Source organism: Massilia rhizosphaerae (genome assembly GCF_016093545.1).
In the GTDB taxonomy this organism is placed as follows: Bacteria; Pseudomonadota; Gammaproteobacteria; order Burkholderiales; family Burkholderiaceae_D; genus Telluria; species Telluria rhizosphaerae.
Map to the genome: position 1 here is coordinate 129,734 of NZ_JADKYX010000008.1, position 23,994 is coordinate 153,727.

The 23,994-nt window shown below is 64.1% G+C and carries 16 protein-coding genes; 4 read left to right on the forward strand and 12 right to left on the reverse strand.

Features of this window, described 5'->3' with window-relative positions:
• Positions 1-12: 12 nt before the first annotated feature.
• Positions 13-1,407, forward strand: coding sequence for a YfcC family protein (locus ISF28_RS14000; RefSeq protein WP_198117796.1), 1,395 nt, complete (start codon positions 13-15; stop codon positions 1,405-1,407).
• Between the two features lie 18 nt (positions 1,408-1,425).
• On the opposite strand, the gene ISF28_RS14005 is transcribed toward ISF28_RS14000, so the two are convergent.
• The 6 genes from ISF28_RS14005 to ISF28_RS14030 all read right to left on the reverse strand — a co-directional run bounded on the left by ISF28_RS14005 (position 1,426) and on the right by ISF28_RS14030 (position 10,088).
• A complete protein-coding gene (locus ISF28_RS14005; RefSeq protein WP_198117797.1) occupies positions 1,426-3,000 on the reverse strand; it encodes a GH39 family glycosyl hydrolase in 1,575 nt (524 codons plus the stop codon).
• Between the two features lie 130 nt (positions 3,001-3,130).
• Complete coding sequence (locus ISF28_RS14010) at positions 3,131-3,622, reverse strand: hypothetical protein (protein ID WP_198117798.1); 492 nt, start codon at positions 3,620-3,622, stop codon at positions 3,131-3,133.
• Positions 3,619-5,556, reverse strand: coding sequence for a CHAT domain-containing protein (locus ISF28_RS14015; protein ID WP_198117799.1), 1,938 nt, complete (start codon positions 5,554-5,556; stop codon positions 3,619-3,621). Before ISF28_RS14015 ends, ISF28_RS14010 begins: the two co-directional genes overlap by 4 nt.
• A 116-nt stretch (positions 5,557-5,672) precedes the next feature.
• A complete protein-coding gene (locus tag ISF28_RS14020) occupies positions 5,673-5,990 on the reverse strand; it encodes a CU044_2847 family protein (protein WP_198117800.1) in 318 nt (105 codons plus the stop codon).
• Positions 5,991-6,094: 104 nt separating this feature from the next.
• The gene (locus tag ISF28_RS14025) at positions 6,095-7,978 is read right to left on the reverse strand and encodes an acid phosphatase (protein WP_198117801.1); all 1,884 of its coding nucleotides are present in this window, start codon (positions 7,976-7,978) and stop codon (positions 6,095-6,097) included.
• 244 nt (positions 7,979-8,222) lie between these two features.
• Positions 8,223-10,088 (reverse strand): phosphoenolpyruvate carboxykinase (GTP), encoded by a 1,866-nt coding sequence (locus tag ISF28_RS14030; RefSeq protein ID WP_198117802.1) that lies wholly within the window; start codon positions 10,086-10,088, stop codon positions 8,223-8,225.
• A gap of 442 nt (positions 10,089-10,530) precedes the next feature.
• On the opposite strand from ISF28_RS14030, the gene ISF28_RS14035 reads away from it, so the two are divergent.
• Entirely contained in the window at positions 10,531-11,532 is a 1,002-nt protein-coding gene (locus ISF28_RS14035; protein ID WP_198117803.1) for a D-2-hydroxyacid dehydrogenase family protein, read from the forward strand.
• A gap of 116 nt (positions 11,533-11,648) precedes the next feature.
• Here ISF28_RS14035 and ISF28_RS14040 read toward each other — a convergent pair whose 3' ends face one another.
• Positions 11,649-12,413, reverse strand: coding sequence for an L-asparaginase (locus ISF28_RS14040; protein ID WP_198117804.1), 765 nt, complete (start codon positions 12,411-12,413; stop codon positions 11,649-11,651).
• Positions 12,414-12,547: 134 nt separating this feature from the next.
• On the opposite strand from ISF28_RS14040, the gene ISF28_RS14045 reads away from it, so the two are divergent.
• Positions 12,548-13,033, forward strand: coding sequence for an asparaginase domain-containing protein (locus ISF28_RS14045; RefSeq protein ID WP_198117805.1), 486 nt, complete (start codon positions 12,548-12,550; stop codon positions 13,031-13,033).
• 89 nt (positions 13,034-13,122) lie between these two features.
• Positions 13,123-14,745: a catalase gene (locus tag ISF28_RS14050; RefSeq protein ID WP_198117806.1), complete on the forward strand. Its 1,623-nt coding sequence runs from the start codon at positions 13,123-13,125 to the stop codon at positions 14,743-14,745.
• A gap of 127 nt (positions 14,746-14,872) precedes the next feature.
• Here the strand turns inward: ISF28_RS14050 and ISF28_RS14055 are convergent, their stop codons facing one another.
• From ISF28_RS14055 to ISF28_RS14075, 5 genes are all read right to left on the reverse strand, one after another.
• Positions 14,873-15,769, reverse strand: coding sequence for a recombination-associated protein RdgC (locus ISF28_RS14055; protein ID WP_198117807.1), 897 nt, complete (start codon positions 15,767-15,769; stop codon positions 14,873-14,875).
• A gap of 89 nt (positions 15,770-15,858) precedes the next feature.
• Positions 15,859-16,935, reverse strand: coding sequence for a DNA polymerase IV (gene dinB, locus ISF28_RS14060; protein WP_198117808.1), 1,077 nt, complete (start codon positions 16,933-16,935; stop codon positions 15,859-15,861).
• A gap of 138 nt (positions 16,936-17,073) precedes the next feature.
• A complete protein-coding gene (locus tag ISF28_RS14065) occupies positions 17,074-18,864 on the reverse strand; it encodes a S8 family peptidase (protein ID WP_198117809.1) in 1,791 nt (596 codons plus the stop codon).
• A 215-nt stretch (positions 18,865-19,079) separates the two neighbouring features.
• Entirely contained in the window at positions 19,080-20,933 is a 1,854-nt protein-coding gene (locus ISF28_RS14070) for a S8 family peptidase (RefSeq protein WP_198117810.1), read from the reverse strand.
• 616 nt (positions 20,934-21,549) lie between these two features.
• Positions 21,550-23,772, reverse strand: coding sequence for a TonB-dependent receptor (locus tag ISF28_RS14075; protein WP_198117811.1), 2,223 nt, complete (start codon positions 23,770-23,772; stop codon positions 21,550-21,552).
• Between the last annotated feature and the right edge of the window lie 222 nt (positions 23,773-23,994).

The following is a 23,994-nucleotide window of genomic DNA, read 5'->3' on the forward strand; positions in this document are numbered from 1 at the left end:
GAGCAAACGAGCATGCGCCTGCGGATGCCCAATACCTTCGTGCTGCTGTTCGCGATCCTCGCGCTGATCGCGCTGGCGACGTGGCTCGTCCCCGGCGGGAAGTACGAGACGCATCTCATGAACGGCAAGCAGCTCGTCGACCCGGCGTCGTTCCACTACGTCGCCAGCAGCCCGCAGGGATTGGTGGCGCTGATGAAGGCGCCCATCAAGGGTTTCGTGGAGGCGGCGCAGATCATCGGCTTCGTGCTGGTCGTCGGCGGCGCGTTCGCCGTCGTGCAGAGAACCGACGCGATCGACACGGGCATCCGCTCGGTCGCCCGCATGCACGAGCACTCGGCGCTCGCGCGCGCCGCGCTGATTCCGGTCTTCGTCACCCTGTTCTCGCTCGGCGGCGCCACGTTCGGCATGAGCGAGGAGGCGATCCCGTTCGTCCTGATCTTCGTGCCGCTGGCGCTGGCGCTCGGCTACGACACCATCGTCGGCGTGTCGATTCCCTTTCTCGGTTCGCAGGCCGGCTTCGGCGCCGCCTTCCTCAATCCGTTCAACGTCGGCATCGCGCAAGGCATCGCGGGCGTGCCCGTGTTTTCGGGGATCGGCTATCGTCTGATCGTGTGGGCGGCGGCGACGTTCGTCACGATCGTCTTCCTGATGTGGTACGCGGCCCGCGTCAAGCACACCCCGACGCTGAGCCCGACCTATGTGCTGGACCAGGCGCGGCGCCGGGAACAGGCGGCGGCCGCGCCGTCCGGGCAAACGAGCGAGCGCATGACGGGCCGGCACAAGGCGGTGCTGGCGATCTTCGCGCTGGCGCTCGGATCGATGGTGATCGGCGTCGTGAAATTCGACTGGTACATCGACGAGATCGCGGCGCTGTTCCTGTCGATGGCGATCGTCGTGGGCATCGTCGGCCGGCTGGGGCCCGACGACTGGGTGGCGGCGTTCATGCAGGGGGCGAAAGACCTGGCGCCGACGGCGCTCGTGATCGCGGTCGCACGCGGCACGATGATCCTCGCGCGCGACGCCCACATCGTCGACACGATGCTGCACGGCCTGATGCCGCTCGTGCAGTCGAGCCATCCCGTGTTCGCGGCGCAGAAGATGTACCTGATCCAGTCGGTAATCAACTTCTTCATCCACTCGGGCACGGGCCAGGCCGCGCTGACGATGCCGATCATGGCGCCGCTCGCGGACCTGGTGGGCGTGACGCGCCAGACCGCGATCCTCGCGTTCCAGCTCGGAGAACTCTCGACGCCGATGATCCCGACGTCCGGCATCACGGTGGGCGTGCTCGCGCTCGCGCGCGTGCCGTGGCTGACGTGGGCCAGGTGGATGATCCCGCTGCAGCTGATCTACCTCGTGCTGGCCCTCGCCCTGCTGGTGCCGCCATGCCTGATGCAGTGGGGCTGAGCGCCCCACCGCGTCCGATCATTTGACGATCTTCACCAGCACGACGTCGTTGACGCGCATCGGCACCTGCACGCTCGCGCTGCCGTTCTTCGCGACCTTGACGGTGCGCGTCTCGGGCTTGTCCACCGTCAGCGCCTGCAGCTGCGCGAGCTGCTCCTTGGAGAGCGTCTTCGGCTTGCCCATCTCGATGTAGGCCGTTTGCGCGTCGTTCGCCTTGAAGCCCGTGCGGTAGACCTGGACTTTATACGTGCCCGGCTTCATGCCCTTCAGCGCGAGCGTCAAAGGCGCTTCGTTCTTCGTCGGCTGGACCGCGCCGAAGAACGGATGGTCGCTCATGTTGCCCATGTCCGGCGTCTGGAAGTCCCAGGCCAGCACCTGCACGCCGTTCGCGTCCTTCGTCACCCAGCTTTGCTTGTCGCTGGTGGGCACCTGCCGGTCGCCCAGCTCGTGCATGTATTTGTAGGCGAACCAGGACGCCTTGCGGATGCCCTGCGGGTTCATCAGGCCGAAGCCGCCTTCGAACGGCGCGGTCGGCGGACCCGGTTCCTCGAACAGGTCGGTGTACGTCCAGTAGCTCATGCCCTGCGCGAGGCCTTCCGACGCCTTCAGCTTGGACAGGATGTACGCGGCACTCATGTAGGAGTCGTGCACGAGGTCGCGCGGCGAGTAGCTGGTGCTCCACTCGGTGAAATACAACGGCAGCTTGGGCAGGTAGGACGCTTCGATTTCCTGCCTCACCTTGCGCACGTCGCCGACGATGCCGTCCGGCGACGGCGACAGCTTGTTGTCGCCCTTGCCGTTTTCGTCCAGGAAGCCGCCGTTCACGCCGTAGGTGTGCGTCGTGATGAAGTCGACTGCGGCGCCGCTCTGCTTCGTATGGGCGAGGAATTCCGGCACCCACGCCGCGCCCGCCGTCGACGGACCGCCCACGCGCAGCGCCGGGTCGATCGCCTTGAGGGTCTTCGACGTCAGGTCGAACAATTCGAAGTATGCCTTCTGGTCGGCCTTTTCCCAGAAGCCGTCCAGGTTCGGTTCGTTCCACACTTCGAAGAACCAGCTGCGCACTTCGTCCTTGCCGTAGCGCTGCTGCATGTGGCGCACGAAGGCGTCGACGAGGGCCGCCCACTGGTCCGGTTTCGGGTGCGACGTATTGCCCTTCCAGTAGAAGATCGTCTGGTTCGACGTCTTCATCGCGTCCGGCGTGAAGCCCAGCTCGACGAACGGCTTGATGCCCATGCCCAGCAGCTTGTCGTACAGGTAGTCAATCTTCGTCCAGTCGTACACGGGCTTGCCGTCGACGACTTTATAGGTGCCGAGGATGTCGTGGAAGATGGCGTGGAAGCGGATGTAGCGGAACCCCAGCTCTTCCTTCGCGATTTTCAGCTGGGCCAGGCTGTCGTCGCGGATCAGCGTGCCCGGATAGTCGGAGCCCACCGACAGGTCGGCGAAATGGTCGCGCGCGACGGTCGGCGCCTTGGCGTCGATGACGATCTGGCGCGCGGCGTCCGCGGCCAGGGCGGTGCCGACATGGGCAAACGAAGACGCGAAAACCAGCGCGAGTGCGCTGCCCAACAACTTGCGGCGGTGTCTCATGATTATTGTCCTTTACGGTGTCAAATGACTGGGCGATGAAATGTTTGCGCTAACACTCATCCAGACGCAAAGGATAATGGATAACGATGCATCAGTAAAACGAAAAATATTCGACAACACGAACCGCCGGCTACTCCTTGGGCTGCGGCTTCGGGACGACACCCATCCATACGCAGGTCGCGGTGCACATGAAACCCGCGCGCTTGGGATCGCTGATGTTATACGCCCAACGCTCCTGGGCACCCTGGTAGCTTATCTGGCATAAACCCTCTAGCGGCAATCGCACCGAGCCGAGAAAACACGCGTGCGCGCCCTCGGAATCCGGAATTTCCTTCCAGACGCCATTGGTGGTTTCGTCCAGGGACACATTCCGGACATTCGCGATGGCGATATCGAAGCCAGTCGTCTTTGCGAGCATTTGCTTGCGGCTTTTTTCGGCTTCCGCCTTTGCGCGCTCGCTTTCGGCGGCCATCCGGCTGTCGAGGCAATGCAGTGCCGCCTGGATATCACCGATTTTTTCCATCGTGTTGATTTTTGCGCTGCAATCCTCCTGCGCGGCAAGGCCGGATGACGATCCGGCCAGCACCAATGCCGCCACCACGCTTTGCAAACGGGACTTCATGGCTGCCTCCGATTATTTTTTAACAAGCAGTCGATACGCCTTGCGCTGACATCGGGATCGTTGCAATTGTCGGTGGCCGCAGGCGCAGTCCGTTTGCGTGCTGCCTGCTGCGTGACGACTTTGCGCGCCGCGCGCGAACGCACATGGATATCGGATCGTTTGGTCGCTGCCTCCTCGGCCTTGTCCTCGACGAAGGAGGGCGCGCGCCCGGCGCCATCCGATTTCGGCGCCGTCACCGGTGCGGACGGCCGTGGCGCGGTCGATGGTGCCGGAGAAGGCGGGCTCGGTGATGGCAGCAATATTGCCGATGGCTTCGCTGGCGGCGGCGCGGGGCTGTCGCGGACAGCCAAGTAAACCCCGGTTGCGACAAGGGAAAACGCGGCCAGACCGGCAGCCGGCCAGTACCTGGCAAAAGTCTTGACAAGCGGGCTCTGCTCCTCCGCGGGCGAGATGTTCGCCGCCTGCGGCGGTGCCGGTGGGAGCATCACCGGCACTTCGGGTACGTCGAACCTGGGTTCCGGCCGGACCGGCGGTGCCGGCGCCGATGTGTCCATTTTCGGCTCAAGCTTGATCGGCAGGGTAGATTCCACCACCCGGCTCTCTCTGGGTTTCTTGCGTTCTCCCGGACTTGGCGGCGGTTGGAGCGACGGCGGATTTTCCTTTTTCAGCGGGTCCTTTGGCCGCTTCCGTTCCGTCGGACCCGGCTCGGGCCTGGGCCTGAGCGCCGGCGTACTGTCCCTTACCGGCATCTCTCTTTGCCTCTTGTTCCTGTCATGCGCAATGGGTTCCGGCCGGGGCAATACGATCTCTTTCGGCGGCGCCTCTGTCGGGGTTTTCCGCTCATTGAGGTTCGCGCCCGGCTTGAACAGCTGGCCGCTCAGTGCGCGCATATACAGCACCGGCGTGCCCCATTCGATGGGATGGCCGTTGCCCTGCATGCGCAGCCTTGCTTCGGTCAGAGACGCGTCGACGGTGCCGGTTTCGATCAGGTCGCGATAAAAATAGCGGGTAAAGATCAGCGCGGCGTCATCGGTAATCGATGCCTGCATCGCCACCACGGCCGGTACGCCCTGCCGCAGGAAGCCTTGTGCCAGGCCCGAGAAAGGCATGTCTTCGCCGATCGCGCCAGAACAGGAATTCAGGACGATGAGCCGCGGCAGCGCGCCGCTCGGAAAGGCTGAGCGCAGATGCGTCGCTTCCATTTCCAGTCCCTTGCCCGTCTCCTGCTCGAGCACGAGCGCGCCCGGAATGCCGTGCCCGATGAAATGGAAGATGTGCGCACCGAAATGGCGGAGCGAATCGCGCAGGTTGTCGAAGGTACAGCGGCCCGGCACGCGCCGCAGTTCGACCTGGCCGGCGGACACCGGCGCTTCCAGCGCATTCATCAGTATTTCCCATTCGCGTGCGACGTCGAGCCGAGGGTGATCCGACGGTGCGGCCAATGCCACGAGGATGCGCAATGGCCCCTCTACCGTAATGGGCGGGATCGGTTGTGCCACCGGCAGGTAACGGACCAGGGGCGTATGTTCCCTGACTGCCAGGAATTCCCGGCTCTCGGTATCGAACAGGAATTCCCACGGCCTTGAATGCAGTGCGCTGTCGTCGGGCAAGCGCAGGCGGATGCGCAAGCCGGTCCCTGCGCGATACGCCGCATCCAGCGAGGCACGGAACAGGTGCTCGATATCGCCCGTGAACACCGCATCGAACAATCTCCCGCCGAAATCCTGGATGGTGTTCATCTTGGTCGATCGCGCCCGACGCTGCCTCAACCCGCCATACATTTCGGCGAGGAATTCGTTTTCCTCTTCGGCCTCGAACGGCCATGCCACATCGACGAATGGCGAGTCGCCCTGCGGGGATTCGAGCACCCTCGCATGCAGGCTCTGGTCACCTTGCGAAGAGATAATTTCTAGATCAAAGTTCTGATAATTCATTGCACCTCCGAGGCTGATCGGACGGAGCCCGGCGTCATCCTTTCGGAGGCGTCGCTGCCATATGACTTGGACAGCACAATTCTCCCGTGGTTGTTCCTCCCTCGGACCTGTTCCGGCTACGCCGGCTTCCAGACAAGCTTGATGTGCAGGCTCGCCTCGGCCTTGGTCTGCGCGATGAACGCGCCGATGCTGCCGTTGAAGTTCAGGCCGAATTCGATCTCGACGGAGGCCGGTGCCGGCGCCAGTTCGCGGAGGGCAGCAAGCGTGGCATCGGCAACCGGATGCACCACGGACAACGTATCGCCCAGAGACATGCCGACCTTTTCCGTGACCCTCGCGATGCCTGAACCACGCACCACATTGGCCGGCCCTGCTTCGGCGGATTCGACGACAACAATGCCGCCTGGAACACTAAATTCAAGCAGTTTATTCATGAAATTTACGCTCCATTCGTCGGATCGCGGAGGGGACATCTGCCGTCCCATTATGCGCATCGGGTCGGCCACGCGATTAAGCTGCATCAATCCCCTCCACCTCCTCAGCCGTCGATGCGCACGGAAACGCCCGTGTTGCTGTAGATGACGGTCGACTTGTGACCATCCGCAACGACGTCCGCGAACACACCCTTGCGGCTGGCGGCCGACAGCACCTGGTACGTGGTGCCGACGGCCGGCTTGAAGCCGCCGGAGAATGTCAGGTGCAAGGTGCCGCCGAGGATCGTCGCGGTGCCCCGCACCGCCACCGTGCCCGCCTGGTTCGCGCCGAGGGCGATATCCAGCGTCCCCTTGTCGAGCTGGGCGTAATTGCCGCCGATGACAAGCTGGCCCGGCGCCGCGCTCGCGAGCGTGCCGGCGCTGTCGACGTACACGTCGCCCGTGCCCAGCGCGGCATTCGAATCCGCTTCCAGCGTGCCGCCGGCGATCTCGGTGCCGCCCGTCCAGCTGTTGTTGCCGGTCAGGACCAGGCGGCCCGTGCCCTTCAAGGTCAGCTTGCCGCTGCCGGAAATATCGTTGCGCCAGGCGTCCATCGCCCAGAAGCCGCCGCGCGACGCGTCCATCGTCACGACGACGCTGCCGTTGAAGGCGCCGTAGCCGTCCGCCGCGGCGAACAGGTTCAACCGGCCCCAGCCTTCGGCATCGTCCAGCAGCGGATAGCCCGACGGCAGCGCCGTGCTGCGCAGGACGGCGCGGCGCTGCATCGCGTCGAGGTAGGGCAGGCGCGTCTCGAGGATGGCTTCCGCGCCCTTCGGCACGACGGCGGGGACATCCGTCGCCTTGATCGGGGCAAAGCCGAACGTCATGCGGCGCAGGTAGTTGGCCTTGTTCGTGTCGTGATCGGCGAAACGGTCCGTCGCGACCGGCGCCCCGTGCGCGTAAGCATACAAGGTATCGGCATTCGTGCCCGTCTGCGCCTCCAGCCAGGCGTGGGCGTCGGCATAGGCCTTCTGCTTCAGCGTCGCGTTGGCGGCCGCGTTGATGTTGCCCGTGAAGATGGCCTCGGCCAGCATCCGGCCGCCCATCACGTCCAGCGGCGAATGCATGCCGGCCAGGATGCGGTTCTCGCCCAGCTCCATGCCGCGCGAGATCATTTCCTGGAAGCGCTCCGGCAGTGCGTAGGCCATCGCCAGCGAGTTCAGCATCGCCGCATTCGTGTGGCCGCTGGGGAAGCCGCCGTCCGTCGCGGGCGTCGGGCTTTTCGCCGGCTCCAGCGCGGGCACGACCTTGACGGCGCTGCTCCAGCGCCACGGACGCGGGTATTTGTAGAAACGCTTGGACGGTTCCGTCGAACCATTATTGCGCATCGCGTTGATGAACGACACGACGGAGCCGAACTCGGCCGTGGTGTCGTCGCCCGCGCCGTTGCCGCCGTCGTCGTATTTCACGGTCGTCGCATCGGGCGCCACGCTCGTGATCGTCGTCGTCGCCCTGGAGCCGGCCCGCCAGGCGGCCGTCAACGGCCCCATGCCGTCGACGATGCTGTAGGCCTGGTTCTGGCGGTCGTCCAGGTAGGCGCTGGTGGCCTGCGCGGCCGTGCGCTGCGTGGTCGCGTCGACGACGTACTGGATGTTCTTGTCGTGCACGGCCTGGTTGAGCACGGTACCCTGGTCCGGCAGGCCGTTCCACGTGCTGACGTCGACCGTCTGCACGACGGGCGTCCATAATTCCAGGAAGGGCGCCAGCGCGCGCACGCCAGCGTTGACGTCGATCGTCAGCTCGCTGCGTTGGTTAGTTGCAGCATTGTCGACGAACGCGGCGACGGACGGTGCCGGCACGTTCTCGACGACGCCGGGATCGGCCGGTGCCGAAGGTGCGGTCGAGACCGGTGCGACATCGACATAGTCGCTGCTGCCGCAGGCGGACAGCAGGACGAGGACGGCGGCGGCAATTGCGTGGCGGGACAGGACGGCGTGGGATCGTGGCATGGTTGCTCCGGAAACAGTGTGTCGGAGCGGCGCATTATTCCTTTGCAATGTGACGGGCACGTGAAGCGGTGACGCGTGCGCGGGCATCATGAAACCGGGCGTGAAACGGTGCCAAAGATGGGAAGATTTTGCTGAAATCGCCATGAAAAAAGGGACAGGCGCGAACCTGTCCCCTTTTCCAGTTTTTTTGCGGCTGCCTCATCGGGCAGCCGTCGTCTCCCCACTGCTCTTTTTCCGGCCGGCGTTATTCGGCCAGGCGCTGCTCCAGCTGCTCCTTGGTGGCCACCAGTTCCTGCGGCAGGCGGTAGGCCAGCTTGTCGAACAGCTCGGTGTGCAGCTTCAGCTCCTCGCGCCAGGCGTCCTTGTCGATCGACGTGATCAAGGTGAACTGCTCGACCGTGAATTCGATGCCGGTCCAGTTCAGGTCGCCATACGTCGGCGTGGTGCCGAACATGTGCTCGATGCCGCCGCCCTGGCCCTCGCTGCGGTCCAGGATCCATTTCAGGACGCGCATATTGTCGCCATAGCCCGGCCACACGAAGTTGCCGTTCTCGTCGGTGCGGAACCAGTTGACGCAGAAGATCTTCGGCAGCGCCTCCGGATTCTTCTCGGCCACTTTGCGGCCCAGGTCGAGCCAGTGCTGGAAATAGTCGCTCATGTTGTAGCCGATGAACGGCAGCATCGCGTACGGGTCGCGGCGCACGACGCCCATCTTGCCCGCGGCGGCGGCCGTCGTTTCCGAGCCCATCGTGGCGGCCATGTACACGCCTTCCGTCCAGTTGCGGGCTTCCGTCACGAGCGGCACCGTCGTCGAGCGGCGGCCGCCGAAGATGAAGGCCGAGATCGGCACGCCGGCCGGATCGTCCCAGGCCGGGTCGATCACCGGATTCTGCGTGGCGGCAACGGTGAAGCGCGCGTTGGGGTGCGCGGCCTTGGTGCCGGACGCCGGGGTCCAGTCGTTGCCTTGCCAGTCGATCAGGTGCGCCGGGGCTTCCTTCGTCATGCCTTCCCACCACACGTCGCCGTCGTCGGTGAGCGCCACGTTCGTGAAGATGACGTTCTCGCGCAGCGAGGCCATGCAGTTCGGATTGGTCTTTTCGTTCGTGCCCGGGGCGACGCCGAAATAGCCCGCTTCCGGGTTGATGGCGTACAGCTTGCCGTCCGCGCCCGGCTTGATCCAGGCGATGTCGTCGCCGATGGTCGTGACCTTCCAGCCTTCGAAGCCGGCGGGCGGGATCAGCATCGCGAAGTTCGTCTTGCCGCAGGCGGACGGGAACGCGGCCGCGACGTATTTCTTGTCACCCTGCGGCGATTCCACGCCCAGGATCAGCATGTGCTCGGCCAGCCAGCCCGGACCGCCCTGCTGGGCTTCCTGGTAACCCATATTGGAGGCGATGCGCAGCGCGAAGCACTTCTTGCCCAGCAGCGCATTGCCGCCGTAGCCCGAACCGAACGACCAGATCTCGCGCGTTTCCGGATAGTGCACGATGTACTTGGTCGAGTTGCACGGCCAACGCACGTCCTGCTGGCCCGGCTGCAGCGGCATGCCGACGGTGTGCACGCACGGGACGAAATCGCCGTCCGCGCCCAGCACGTCGTACACGGCTTTGCCCATGCGGGTCATAATCCGCATATTGACCGCGACATACGGCGAATCCGACAGTTCCACGCCCACATGCGCGATCGGCGAACCCAGCGGCCCCATCGAGAACGGCACGACGTACATCGTGCGGCCGGCCATGCAGCCGTCGAACAGACCGTTCAAGGTCTGGCGCATTTCGTTCGGGTCGACCCAGTTGTTGGTCGGGCCCGCCTGCTCCTTCGTCGCGGAGCAGATGAACGTGCGGTCTTCCACGCGCGCCACGTCGCTCGGGTCGGAACAGGCGAGGTAGGAATTCGGACGCTTGGCCGGGTTCAGGCGCTTCATCGTGCCGGCCTCGACCATCTGTGCGCACAGGCGGTCGTACTCTTCTTCCGAGCCGTCGCACCAGTGGATGGCGTCGGGCTTCGTGAGGGCCGCGATCTCGGCCACCCAATTGATGAGTTTGTTGTGCTTGATGTAAGCTGGGACGTTCAGTGCGGCGACGCCGCCCATCACGGGCTGGTTCATACATACCTCCAATGCCAATTAAGAATTCCTGGCGATTCCGATGGCCTTCAGTGCGGCAGAGGCGGCGGCCTGCGGTGCGCGCGGCGGTCGGAATCCCGTTAATCTTGTCCCGGCAGGATCGTCGTCAGGGATGGCCTCGTGGGCCCGCACCAAGGAATCCGTGCGGTTCACGGCTCGGCGCTACGGCGGTCATGTCGCCAATCCGGGGACGCGTGTGCGCGCTGCCGGCGGACTGGTTGGAACGTGTGCTGCTGGCCGCAAGTAATGTCAATCTGACATCCTGGGCTCTTATTTCTGGTCGATTCTACACCTGCACAAACGCGTTTCAAATGCTTCAATAACAAAAATGTAGGAATTTTGGTTGACTAAAGTAGTAGGCTATTTTCCTCTATCCATATTCTGTTATTTCATTACTTTCTTGTCGATAACATCTGCCAACTCCATGAAAATTGCCATCCTTGACGATTACCAGGACGCCATCCGCGGCCTCGAATGCTTCCGTTTATTGGACGGTCACGATGTCAAAGTGTTCAACAATTCCACCCGCGGACTGGGCCAGCTGGCGATCCGCCTGGCGCCGTTCGACGCCCTCGTCCTGATCCGCGAACGCACCGCGTTTTCCCGCGCACTGCTGGCCAAGCTGCCCAACCTGAAGCTGCTATCGCAGACGGGCAAGGTCGCCGGCCACATCGACGTGGCGGCCGCGACGGAACAGGGCGTGGCGATCGCGGAAGGCGTCGGCTCGCCCGTCGCGCCGGCCGAGCTGACGTGGACGCTGATCATGGCCGCCAGCCGCAAGATCGTGCCTTACGCCAACAACCTCAAGGATGGGCTGTGGCAGACGGCGTCGATCAACCCCGAACTCAACGGCCTGGGCCGGGTGCTGAAAGGCCGGACGCTGGGCATCTGGGGCTATGGCAAGATCGGGCACATGCTCGCGGGCTATGCGAAGGCGTTCGGCATGCAGGTGATGGTGTGGGGCAGCGAGAAAAGCCGGACCGCCGCGGCTGCGGACGGCCTGAGCGCCGCGCCGACGCGCGAGGCGTTCTTCGAGCAGGCCGACGTGGTGAGCCTGCACCTGCGCCTGAACGATGCGACGCGCGGCATCGTGACGGCCGACGACCTGGCCCGGATGAAGCCCGATGCCTTGTTCGTGAACACGAGCCGGGCGGAACTGGTCGAGGAAGGCGCGCTGGAGGCCGCGCTGCGCAAGGGCCGGCCGGGCCAGGCGGCGCTGGACGTGTTCACGAGCGAGCCGCTGGCGGCGGACGCGGACATCCTGAAAATTCCGACCGTGCTGGCGACGCCGCACGTGGGGTATGTCGAGCGGGACAGCTACGAGGTATATTTCCGGGCGGCGTTCGAGAACGTGGTGAATTTTGCGAATGGGAATCCCACCAACATCCTGAACCCTGACGTCCTGAACCCCGAGGCGCTGTCGTAGGGTGGGCGGCCCTCCGCCCACCAACCGCATGTGGTCCGCAAACGTTTGGTGGGTGTTTGATGCCGGGGGCATCAAACACGGGTGCCCACCCTACGATTCCTCATTGGAATGCGAATTTAACCGAGTTCGGGTTCGCCCGTGAAATTGGGCTTACGCATCGGCATTTCGTGCCGCCGCGTCCACAGCCCGGCCCAGCCGGGCGGCCACTCGATCACGGGGCCCGCATAGGCCGGCAACCCGGCGCGCACGGGCACGACGGGCACCGGCGGCATCTCGACCAGGCCGCCGCTCGCATCCTTTTGCATGAGTTCCATGTCGAAGGAATACATGTAACCCGGCAGCAGCGCATCGCAGACGTTCGCGAACCAGGCCGTATGGTCTTCGTCGCGCCCGAGCGCGCGCGCGAGGCCTTCCGGGTCGAACTTCGCCAGCGCGTGGATCAGCTCGTCCGTGGTGGCGCCGGGCGCGTCGCCCCACCCCATCACGGGATTGTTGTTGTAGTCGGCGCCGGAGCCGTACCAGCCTTCGCGCCAGGGACGCTGCATCCAGTCGCGCTGGCCCGTGAACAGGTGCCAGCGCCAGTGCAGGCCGGACGGCTTGGGCCAGGAATACAGGTACAGTTTTTCGTAGCCGGCCTTGTGCAGTTCGCGCACCATCGCCATCAGGCGCGCATGCGGCATGCGGTCCGGCGGGGAGCGGCGGAACAGGATCGCCTCGCCGTCGGCATGCTGCACCTCGTCGGTCGACAGGTTCAGGTCGAGCGTGCGCGTTTCGTTGCCGAAGCGTGCGGAGATCCAGCCCGTCAACAGGTTGACGTGGGTGATGACGCCATAGCCGCGATGGCGGTGGAAGATGACGGTTCCGGGTGCGACGGGTTTCATTGGAAGGCGGGCTCGGCCCAAAAAAGGAGAAAGGATACTCATCCGATCCGAACGATTCTAGCGCAGACGCATACGGATACACTACCGTTTGGGGCTATCATTACCACCTTTTTTCACCGAGTTTTCAAATCATCATGACTTTGCGGATCATCGCCACCGGCGGCACTTTCGACAAACACTACAATGAACTCAACGGCGTTCTGGGCTTTGCCGACAGCCACCTGCCGGAGGTTATCGCACGCTCCCGCATGACCATTCCCGTCGAGTTGCAAGTCGTGTCGCTGCTCGATTCTCTGGACATGCAGGATGCCGACCGCCAGAACGTGCTGGCCGCCTGCCAGGCCGCGTCCGAACAGCAGATCGTGATCGTGCACGGCACCGACACGATGCGCGAAACGGCCGAGGTCCTGGGCGCCGCGACGTCGGACAAGACCATCGTCTTCACGGGCGCCATGATCCCGTACGAGATCGCCAACTCGGACGCGCTGTTCAACTTCGGCTTCGCCTGCGCCGCCGCGCAGATGCTGCCGCCGGGCGTCTACGTGGCGATGAACGGCAAGGTGTTCACCTGGGATAACGTCACGAAGAACCGCGCGGCGGGCGTGTTCCAGGCGCTCTGACACGGGCCGGCAGCCCGCGTTCTTCCGGGCGCTGCGCACTTTCGTCGATTCCTATAATGGTTCTTCAACGAACCTGAAGGAGCCATGCGATGAGCGAGCAGCGCCCCACCCTGACGACGCGCCAGGGCCATCCCGTCCGCGACAACCAGGCCATGCGTTCCGTCGGCGAACGCGGTCCGGCCACCCTCGAGAACTACCAGTTCATCGAAAAGATCACCCACTTCGACCGCGAACGGATCCCCGAGCGCGTGGTGCATGCGCGCGGGACGGGCGCGCACGGCTATTTCGAGGCCTACGGCAAGATCGGCGACGAACCCGCCAGCAAATACACGCGCGCCCGCGTGCTCAACGAGACCGGCGTGCGGACGCCCGTGTTCGTGCGCTTCTCGACCGTGATCGGCGGCAAGGAGTCGCCCGAAACGGCACGCGACCCGCGCGGCTTCGCCGTCAAGCTCAAAACGGTCGACGGCAACTGGGATCTCGTGGGCAACAACCTGAAAGTCTTCTTCATCCGCGACGCGATCAAGTTCCCGGACATGATCCACGCCTTCAAACCCGACCCCGTCACGAACCAGCAGGAGCCGTGGCGCTTCTACGATTTCATCTGCAGCCATCCGGAAGCGCTGCACATGGTTACCTGGGTCAAGAGCCCGTGGGGCATTCCGGCCAATTACCGCGAGATGGAAGGCGCGGGCGTCAACACCTATAAACTCGTGAACGACCAGGGCATCGCCCACCTCGTCAAATTCCACTGGCAGCCGAAACAGGGCGTGCGCAACCTGACGAGCCAGCAAGCCGCCGAGATCCAGGCGCACGACACCAGCCACGCCACGCGCGACCTGTATGACGCCATCGAGCGCGGCGACTTTCCGGAATGGGAATTCTGCGTGCAGATCATGCACGACGGCGAGCACCCGGAACTCGAGTTCGATCCGCTGGACGACACGAAGCGCTGGCCGGAAGACCGCTTCCCGCTGCTGCCCCTGGGACGCATGGTGCTCGACAAGAACCCGGACAATGTGTTTGCCGAAACCGAGCAATCCGCCTTCGGCACCGGCGTGCTCGTCGACGGCATCGATTTTTCGGACGACAAGATGCTGCAGGGCCGCACGCTGTCGTACTCCGACACGCAGCGCTACCGCGTCGGCCCGAACTATCTGCAACTACCGATCAATGCGCCGCAAGAACAAGCCATGGCGCGCACGAACCAGCGCGATGGCCAGATGGCGTACTACGTCGACGGCGGCGGCGCGGAAAAGCACATCAATTACGAACCGAGCCTGCTGGGCGGCCTCGGCGAAGCGCCGCAGCCCGAGAAGGATTATCACCAGCACGTCGAGGGCCACCTGGGACGCTACCAGACGAGCCGCACGGCCGACGACTACCGGCAGGCCGGCGACCGCTACCGCACGCTCGCGGACTGGGAACGCGACGACCTCGTCAACAATATCGGCGGCGACCTCAAGAAATGTCCGGACGTGATCCAGCTGCGCATGGTGTGGCATCTGTGGCATTGCGACGAGGACTACGGCCGGCGCGTGGCCGAGATCGCCGGCATCGACCTGGAGAAAGCGAAGGCTCTGCCGCCGCTGCCGGGCAAGCCGGCGCCGGGCGAAAACCGGCAAGGGGCGACGTATTCGGGCGGTCAGCCGGAAAGCGGCGGCGGCAAGAAGGAGCCGGCGACCACGGAGGAAGTGGCGTCGGTGAAGTGAAAAATAGACCGCCCGGACATGCATCCAGGCCGTTTTGGGTGCGACGTAATCGGTGGGCGCGGGGCGCCCACCCTACGAGTGATTGCCGTAGGGTGGGCACCCCGTGCCCACCATGCACACCGTAAGATTACGCCTTGGCCTCGCCACCGAGTGCTTCCACCAGGTCCGTCAGCATCTTGGCCAGCTCGCCCGTCATCAGCATGACGTCGTTATCGAAACGCTCGTCGTCGCTGTAGGTGATGGTCTCGTTTTCCTTGATCACGTCCAGAGGCTTGATGCCCTTGACCGCCAGCTGCTCGGTCAGCACCAGCGAGATGCGGCTGTTCCACGTCATCGCCAGGCGCGTGCACTGCTTGCCGTTGGCGATGTGGCGGCGGATGTCTTCCGGGTCCAGCGAGTGCTTCACGTAGCGCACGGCGGCCTTGCTTTCGCCCGTGGCGCGCAGTTCCGTGTCCTGGTCGATCGTGAAGTTGTACGGCGCCTCGTCCGATTCCAGCCAGCCCGTCATCACGGCGACCGGCGAGCGCTGCACGCGCAGCGATTCCAGCGGCAGCTTGTCGACGGCCTTCAGCAGCAGCTTGATGACGTCGTCCGCCTTGCTGGGGCTGGCGGCATCGACGACGAGCCAGCCGTTGACCGGATCGATCCACGTCCACACATTGCTGCGGATCGAGAAGGCGCGCGGCAGCAGCTCGTCGGCCACGCGCTCCTTGAGTTCCTTCATCGCCTTCTTGCCCGGCGGGAAGCCCTGCTGCTCTTCCATCTCGGCGGCCCTGGCCTTGGCGACCTGGTTGATGACCGAGCTCGGCAGTAATTTCTTTTCCGTGCCCAGCATCATCAGCATCTGCTTGTTGACGACGTGAACGAGCTTGCCGTTGCCGCGTGGCGAATCCCAGCCCTGGCGCAGCAATTCGTTGCTGCTGGCGGGCGTGAACGCCTGCGACTGCAGGGCCTCTTCCATCTGTTCAGGGGAGAAATTCCACGGTGCGGGCAGGCGGTAGATCTGAAGATTCTTGAACCACATAACGTTGCTTTCGGTTATCTCAGTATTACGGAGGAACGACATTCTACACGCTGACCAGCGGCAAGAATCACGTCGTCGACCAGGGTTTTTTAATGTGTTGCACGTTCGTCAAACAGACTCAGCTGCTCAACCGTCGCCGTATCGCTGAGCCGCACGCCGACGCCCAGCAGCCGCACGGGACGGCTCGCGCGCAGCCAGCCCGCCTCCATCAGGTGACGGTAAGTCGCCATGTTCGGCGCGTAGCCCACGCACTCGACGGTCGTGCGCTGGAAATCGGCGAACTTGATTTTTACGAATAATTTGTTGATGAATTTTTCAGCATTGTTGCGCTTGATCCGGCCCAGCAGGTGTTCATATAAATCCGGCAACAGCGCGAGACAGCCGGCCAGGTCGGGGACATCCGGCGTGTACGTCTCTTCCGTGCTGATCGACTTTCTCTCACGCACGGGATTCACGTCGCGATAATCGATGCCGCGGCATAAGTCGTACAGCCGCGCGCCGAACGCGCCGAAATGCTGCTGCAGCTTGTCCATGCTCCAGTCCCGCAAGTCTCCGCACGTCTGCGCCCCCAGGTTGTGCAGCTTCGCGGCCGTCACCTTGCCCACGCCGAACAATTTTTTGACCGGCAAGGCGGCGACGAAGGCGTCGACCTCGCCCGGCTTGACGAGAAATAATCCGTCCGGCTTGTTCCAGTCGCTGGCGATCTTCGCGACGAACTTGTTCGGCGCCACGCCGGCCGACGCCGTGATGCCGACGGTCTCGAAGATGCGCCGGCGGATCTCTTGCGCGATCAACGTCGCGCTGCCCTTGCAGTGCGGCGAATTCGTCACGTCGAGATAGGCTTCGTCCAGCGACAGCGGTTCCACGAGGTCCGTGTAGTCGCGGTAGATGTCCATAATCTGGCGCGACGCGATCCGGTACTTTTCCATGTTCGGAGGGATCAGGATCAGGCCCGGGCACAGCTTGACGGCCTGCGCCGTCGCCATCGCCGAATGGATGCCGAAGCGGCGCGCCTCGTAGTTGCAGGTGGCGACCACGCCGCGCTGATCGGCCCGCCCGCCCACGGCCAGCGGCCGGCCGCGCAGGGAGGGATCGTCCCGCATCTCGACGGAGGCGTAGAAACAATCGCAATCGCAGTGGATGATCTTGCGGACCAGGTCGTTCACTGTGGAATTATACTGTTATTTTATACAGTATCGCGCGGATCGATGCAGTTTTGCAAGTCACGCACCGCCGGGCGATGAAAAAGGGCGCACACCCCGCGGTACGCGCCCCCCATTCCGAACCCGGCGGCCGATGCCCGCTTACCAGCTCAATTTCAGCTTGTAGGCGCCGGTGCTGCCGGCGTGGTAGCGCACGCGGATGTAGCGGGCCTGCGTCGTCGTCGCCGTGTTGGCGACGGAAACGGCGTCGCTGCTGCCCGCGCCGTTGGTGCTCAGCGCCAGCTGCGTGCCGGCACTGTTGTAGGCATACAGGTCGAAATCGGACGCGGAACCTTCGGTCAGCGTGGCCGTCAGCGTCTTGCCGGCCGGGACTTGCACGACGAAATAATCGTTATCGTTCGTGGCCGAGATATTGCCGTTGACGACGGTACCCGCCGTGTTCACGGCGTTGGCCCTCGAGATGTAGTTGTTCGACTCCACCTCGTTCTGGGTCGGCACGCTCGTGGTCGCTGCCGCCAGCGCGGCGTTCACGGCCGCGCTGGCGTTGACGATGCCGGCACCGCAGCCCGAGCACGCGGCCGGGAACGGGCGCGCCGTCGACTTGAGCTTGGCGGCGACGTCGTCCGGCGTCAGGTTCGGGTTGGCCGACAGCATCAGCGCGACGACGCCTGCCACGTGCGGGGTCGCCATCGAGGTCCCCATGTACCAGGCGTAGGTGTCCGACGCCGGCGTCGTCGTGCCCGCGTTCAGCGTGGACAGGATGCTCGCGCCGGAATCGCCGCCCGGTGCCGCGATGGTGACGCTGCTGCCGTAGTTCGAATACGACGCCTTGCCGCCCGCACGGTTCGTCGCCGCCACGCTGATCACGCCGGCGCAATTGGCGGGCGTGGAATTGACGACATCGGTGTTCGAATTGCCGGCCGCGACCACGACCACGGCGCCGCGCGAACGGGCGCTGTCGATGGCGTTCTGCGTCGTCGTGTCGCAGGCGCCGCTGCCGCCCAGCGACAGGTTCAGCACGCGCGCCTTGTTGGCATTGGCCGGCACGCCCGTCACGCTGCCGCCCGAGGCCCAGACGATGGCGTCGGCGATGTCGGACATATAGCCGCCGCAACGGCCCAGCACCCGCGCCGGGACGATTTTGGCGTTGTAGGCGACGCCTGCGATGCCGAGGCCGTTATTGGCCTTGCCGGCGATCGTGCCGGACACGTGCGTGCCGTGCCAGCTCGAGTTCTCGTCCGCGGCCGGGATGCCCGTGCCGCAGCTGCCGGCCGGGGTCCAGTCGCCCGGGTCGCTGGCGTCCGTGTCGCGGCCGCCGCCGTCGTTGGCGACGGTCGCCGTCGAAATGAAATCGTAGCCCTGCACGATCTGGCCCGACAGGTCGGCGTGCGGACGGTAGCCCGTGTCGATCACGGCCACGTTGACGCCGGCGCCGGTCGACTTGTCCCAGGCGGCCGGGGCGTTGATGCCGCCGGTGGTCTCGTACAGGTCCCACTGCTGGGTGTAGCTGGGGTCGGTCGGGGTGGCCAGCGGGACCATGATGCGGTCCGGCTCGGCGTACTCGACGTTGGCGTCGCGCGCCTTGACCTCGGCGGCCAGCTGGCGCGCCTCGTCGAGCGACATCGTGCGGTTGAGCTGGAAGACGTGCGCGCCGGTGGCCGTCGCGCGCAGCGCGCGCAAGGTGGCGCCATAGGTCTGGCCGGCGCGGTCGATCACGGCCTGGCGCGCGCGGTCGAGGGCGCGGGCCGGCATGGCGCCCTTGGAATTGTCGACGTCATCCTTGTACTTGACGATCAGGCGGTCCGTCTGGGCGACGGCATGCGAGACCTGGGCCGCGCCCTGGCCGGCCGCGCCGGCAACGAGCGGGGCGGCGGCGATCAGGACCGCCGCACACATGTTGAGCAAAGGAGAGATCTGGTGGCGCTGCGGCATGCTGCATCCTTTCGGGTAACCAAATTAGGCGAACTGGGCAGCGTAACGAAAAACGGCCCGCATGGGGCCGCTTTCGGGATTTTTACAACAGGAAAATTTTAGTTAAGTAATTGAATTTTAACGGTAATTACGTGAAATGAAACGTGCCCACACAACAATTGCCGTAGGGTGGGCATTTGGGGCCGGGGGCCCCAAATGCCCACCACTGCCGACGATTACCAGGTCAGCTTGAGCGTGTACTTACCACTGGTCGACCCCGTGCCGCCGGCGTAGTACACGACGCGCACATAGCGGGGCGACGTGGACGAGCCGGTGTTGGACGACGTCGCTGAATCCACGGAACCCGTGCCGTTCTCGCTGTACGACAACAAGGTGCCCGCGCTGTTGTAGATGTACAGGTCGTAGTCGGAGCTCGAGTTCGGGGTCAACGTCGCGCTCAAGGTCTTGCCGGCCGGGAGCTGGACGACGAAATAATCCGTGTCCGACGAGCTGCCCATCGTGCCGTTGACCGTCGTGCCGGACGTCGTCACGCTGTCGGCGCTGCTCATCGTGTTGTTCGACTCCGTTTCCGACATCGTCGTGCCGCCGCCGCCACCACCCGTGCCGGCAGCCGCGTCGATCGCGGCCGAGGCGTCGACGATGCCTGCGCCGCAGCCCGAGCAGCTGGCCGGGAACGGCCGTGCGCTCGATTTCAGGCGCGACTCGACGTCGTCCGGCGTCAGGCTCGGGTTCTTGGCCAGCATCAGCGCGACGACGCCCGCCACGTGCGGGGTCGCCATCGACGTCCCCATGTACGACGCGTAGCTGTCGGCGCCCGGCGAAGTGGTGCCGGCGTTCAAGGTCGACAGGATGCCATCGCCGCTGTCGCCGCCCGGTGCGGCGACGTCGACGATGGTGCCGTAGTTCGAGTACGACGCGCGGCCGCCCGAACGGTTCGTCGCCGCCACCGCGATCACGCCCGCGCAGTTGGCAGGGTTGCTGTTGCTGGCGTTCTGGGACTCGTTGCCGGCCGCCACGACGACGACGGTGCCGCGCGAGCGGGCGCTGTTGATGGCGTTCTGCGTCGTCGTGTCGCAGGCGCCGCTGCCGCCCAGCGACATATTGATCACCTGGGCGCGCGCCGCGATGGTCGGCACGCCGGACACGGTGCCGCCCGAGGCCCAGATGATGCCGTCGGCGATGTCCGACGTGTAGCCGCCGCACTTGCCGAGCACGCGCACGGGCACGATCTTGGCGCCGTACGCGATGCCGGCGACGCCGGTGCCGTTGTTCGTCAGCGCGGCGATGGTGCCGGCCACGTGGGTACCGTGCCAGCTCGAGTTCTCGGCCGGTTGGCCGGAACCGCACTCGCCGGCCGTGACCCAGTCGCCAGGATCGCTGGCGTCGCTGTCGCGGCCGTTGCCGTCGTTCGACACGGCGGTGTCGGAAATGAAGTCATAGCCGGCCAGGATCTGGCCCGACAGGTCGGCGTGCGGACGGTAGCCCGTGTCGATCACGGCCACGCGGATGCCGGACCCGGTCGACTTGTCCCAGGCGGCCGGCATGTTCATGCCGCCGGTCGCTTCGAAGTAATCCCACTGCTGGCTGTACATCGAATCGTTCGGCGTGAACAGCGGGTGCATCATGCGGTCCGGCTCGGCGTACTCGACCGATGCGTCGCGCGCCTTGAGGTCGGCCGCCAGCTTGGCGGCGTCGGCCAGCCGCACCTTGCGGTCCAGCTTGAAGACGCGGGCGCCGGTGGCGATCGAATGCGATTCCTTGACCAGCATGCCGAACTGCTGGCCGGCGCGGTCGATCACGGCCTTGCGTGCGGCCGCCAGCGGCGCGGCGGAACGGACGACGGCCGCCTGCATGCCCTTCGCGCCCTTGACGACGACGGGGCCGCTCTCGTCCTTGTACTTGACGATGATGCGGTCGGTCAGGTCCGACACGGCCATGCGCTGCGCGGCGGGCATGGCCATCCCGGTCGTGGGCGTCCCCGCGCCCGCGACGCCGGCGCCGAGACCCAGGACGGCCACGACGCACAATTTCAATACAGCTGCCGGATACTTCGATTGCTGAGACTTCATGTTTATTCCTTTTTAGAAAAACACAAAAGTTGATTTTCCGCAGGCGGATTGCCTGAGATCTAGTTTTATTGGTCTCTTTTTGGAGACCAATTGTCCATCTGAAAAGCGGACATGGCAGATTAGCGCGAAAGAAATGAACGTGTAGAAAATTCACAATTAAATTCGATGCATTTACAACACATTCGCCGCTTGATAGCGCTAAAACCTAGATTCTTCGGGAAAATGTGAACTCAGCAAAAGAAGATATCGCGCCGGCGCCTCCCATGAATTAACAATGTTTCGTAACCATTAAGCGTTGCGCACATATCCAATTTCACAATATTGAGATATCTCAATCGTATGCAAAGCGACGGGAAATTCGGGGTCAGAGCACATTTCGCGAAAATTCGGGGTCAGAGCACATTCCGGCGCAAGATCTGCAACGCAAAAGTTATCGAATCAGATTGAACTGCGTTGCCACGCCGCGTTGACGCCACAGGCTGACCTCGGCACTTTCATGTGTGTCGAGAAATTGATCAAAACTTTGCTCTGACCCCGAATTTGTGCTCTGACCCCGAATTAAAAAAAAGCCGCGATCGCTCGCGGCCTTTCCGTGTGACAACTTGACAAATAGCGCTTAGAAATTGCCCTTGAACTGAACACCGTAGGTGCGCGGTTCGTTGGTAAAGCCCGTCAGGTTGTTGAAGTCGATCGCACCCGTGATGCGGCGCTGGTCGAGGATGTTGCGGCCGAAGGCGGCCACTTCGTACTTGCCGTCATCCCAGAGATAGCCCAGGCGCAGGCCGCCTTCCGTCAGCGGCTTGCCAGTGAACTCTTTTGCTTCGTACAGGAAGAAATTGATCTTCGAACGGTACGACCAGTCGGTGTAGACGTAGAACTCGCCGTCGCCGACCGCCATGCTGTAGCGGGCGTTCAGGTTGACGATCCACTTCGGTGCCTGCGGCAGCGGGTTGCCGTCGATGACGACGTGGCCGGCTGCATTGATCGGATCGGTGATCGTGCAGGCCGCGCACTTGGTCAGCGACAGGCTCGGGTCGCGGATTTCCGTGAAGTTGTACGAGCTGCTGGCGCCGACGCGCAGATCCGGGGTCACGAGGCCTTCGAAGTCGAACTCGGCGCCGCGGCCCGAGGTCTTCTTCGCGTTGATCAGCTTGGTGACGTTGGTGTTGCCGCCGACCACGGTCAGCTGCTGGTTCTTGATGTCGTAGTCGTACAGCGAGAACGCGACGCGGGCACGGCGCTCGAACAGGTCGGCCTTGATGCCGCCTTCGTACGACGTGATGGTCTCGGCGTCGGCGACGGTGATGCCCACCGGTGCAAAGGTCGAGGCCGGCGCGATGCTCGGGGCGCGGAAGCCGGTCGCGATGCGCGCGTACAGGTTCACGTCGCGGTTCAGCTTGTACGTGCTCGACAGGTCCCAGTTGATCTTGTCGCGGCTTTCGCTGACGCTGTTCGGACCCACCGGGGTGAAGCCGGTCGCGGTGACGGTGCGGAAGTCCTTCTTGTCGTCCGTGTAGCGCAGGCCGCCGCGCACCGACAGGGCGTCGTTGATGTTGTAGACGACGGAACCGAACGCGGCCCAGGCCTTGTTGTTCTGCTCGCTGGCCTGGCGCGACGTCCGGGCGCCGGTGGCGCTGTTGTAGCCGTCGCTGCCGCCCGTCACGTCCTCCTTGAAGTAGTACACGCCGGCCTGCCATTGCAGCGGGCCACCCGCCTTCGACTCGACGCGGAATTCCTGCGAGTACTGCTTCAGGTCGTCGATGAAGCCGCCCGTCTCCGACTGGAACGGGATGAAGCCCGGACCCTGCGGCGTGCCGCCGTCGATGTCGCCGCGGCTGTAGTAGCTGCCGACCGACTCGTAACCCGTGATCGAGTGGAACAGGACCGGACCCAGGTCCCACGTGATGCGGGCGTTGGCGCCGTTCGTCTTGAGGTTCTGGAAGTTCTGGGCGTTCGTGACGATGCTGTCGAGGTCGTAGCCGTCGACGATGTCGTTCGTGCCCTTCTTGATCAGGTTCGCGCGGAACAGGCGGGCGCTGCCGGTGGTCGTGCGCTGGTGCACGTTGAACAGGGCGCTGAACGTGGTGCCCGGCTTGTACAGGAATTGCACGCGTTCCGCGTGTTCGTTGTAGCCGTCCAGTTCGGCGGTCTTGTTCGTCTTGGCGACGTCGCTGTAGTTGTCGACGTAGTCGTCGCGGTGCTGGCGCAGGGTCGACACGCGCATCGCCCACTTGTCCGACAGCGGCACGTTGGCGGCGCCTTCGACGTTGGCGGTGCCGTGGGTGCCGTACGACAGGTTGTAGTAACCCTCGACCTTCTTGAAGTTCGGCTTCTCGGATTCGAATTTCACGACGCCGGCCGGGGTGTTGCGGCCGAACAGCGTGCCTTGCGGACCGCGCAGCACTTCCACGCCGGCCAGGTCGAAGATCGGGAAGCCCTTGAGGATCGGGTTTTCCTGCACGATGTCGTCATAGATCAGCGACACCGGCTGCGATGCGAAGGTCGAGAAATCCGTGTTGCCGTAGCCGCGGATATAGAAACGCGGGAAGGTGCGGCCGTTCGAGGACTCAACGTTCAGGCTGGGGGTCTTGCCGGCCAGCAGGCGGATGTCCTGGCCGCCCGACACGAGCACGTCCAGTTTTTCGCCTTTGATGGCGGTCACGGACACCGGTACTTCCTTGATATTTTCGGTACGGCGCTGCGCGGTCACGGTCACCGTCTGCAGTTGGTTCGCCGGCGTCGTCTGCGCCAGGGCCGCGCCGCCGGGTACGGCAGCCAGCGCCAGCACCGCGCCATGCGCGGCGATGACGCGCTTGTGCATCTTGGACATCTTGATCATTGAGTTTTTCCTAGGGAAGAGTGAAAAAAACTGCCGCGTTGTCTCCGCCAGTCTCTCCTGCGGCACCCTCGTAGGGCAGGCCATGGGCCTCGGCAAACTCGCACCTGATTGTCGATGTCTAAATATTGCCGGCGTGTAAAACGGCAATTGTCGATTATGTGTATCGCCTTATGCAAGGAATACGAATGGGCGCCTACATCCTTACAACAGTTTGTTGTATAT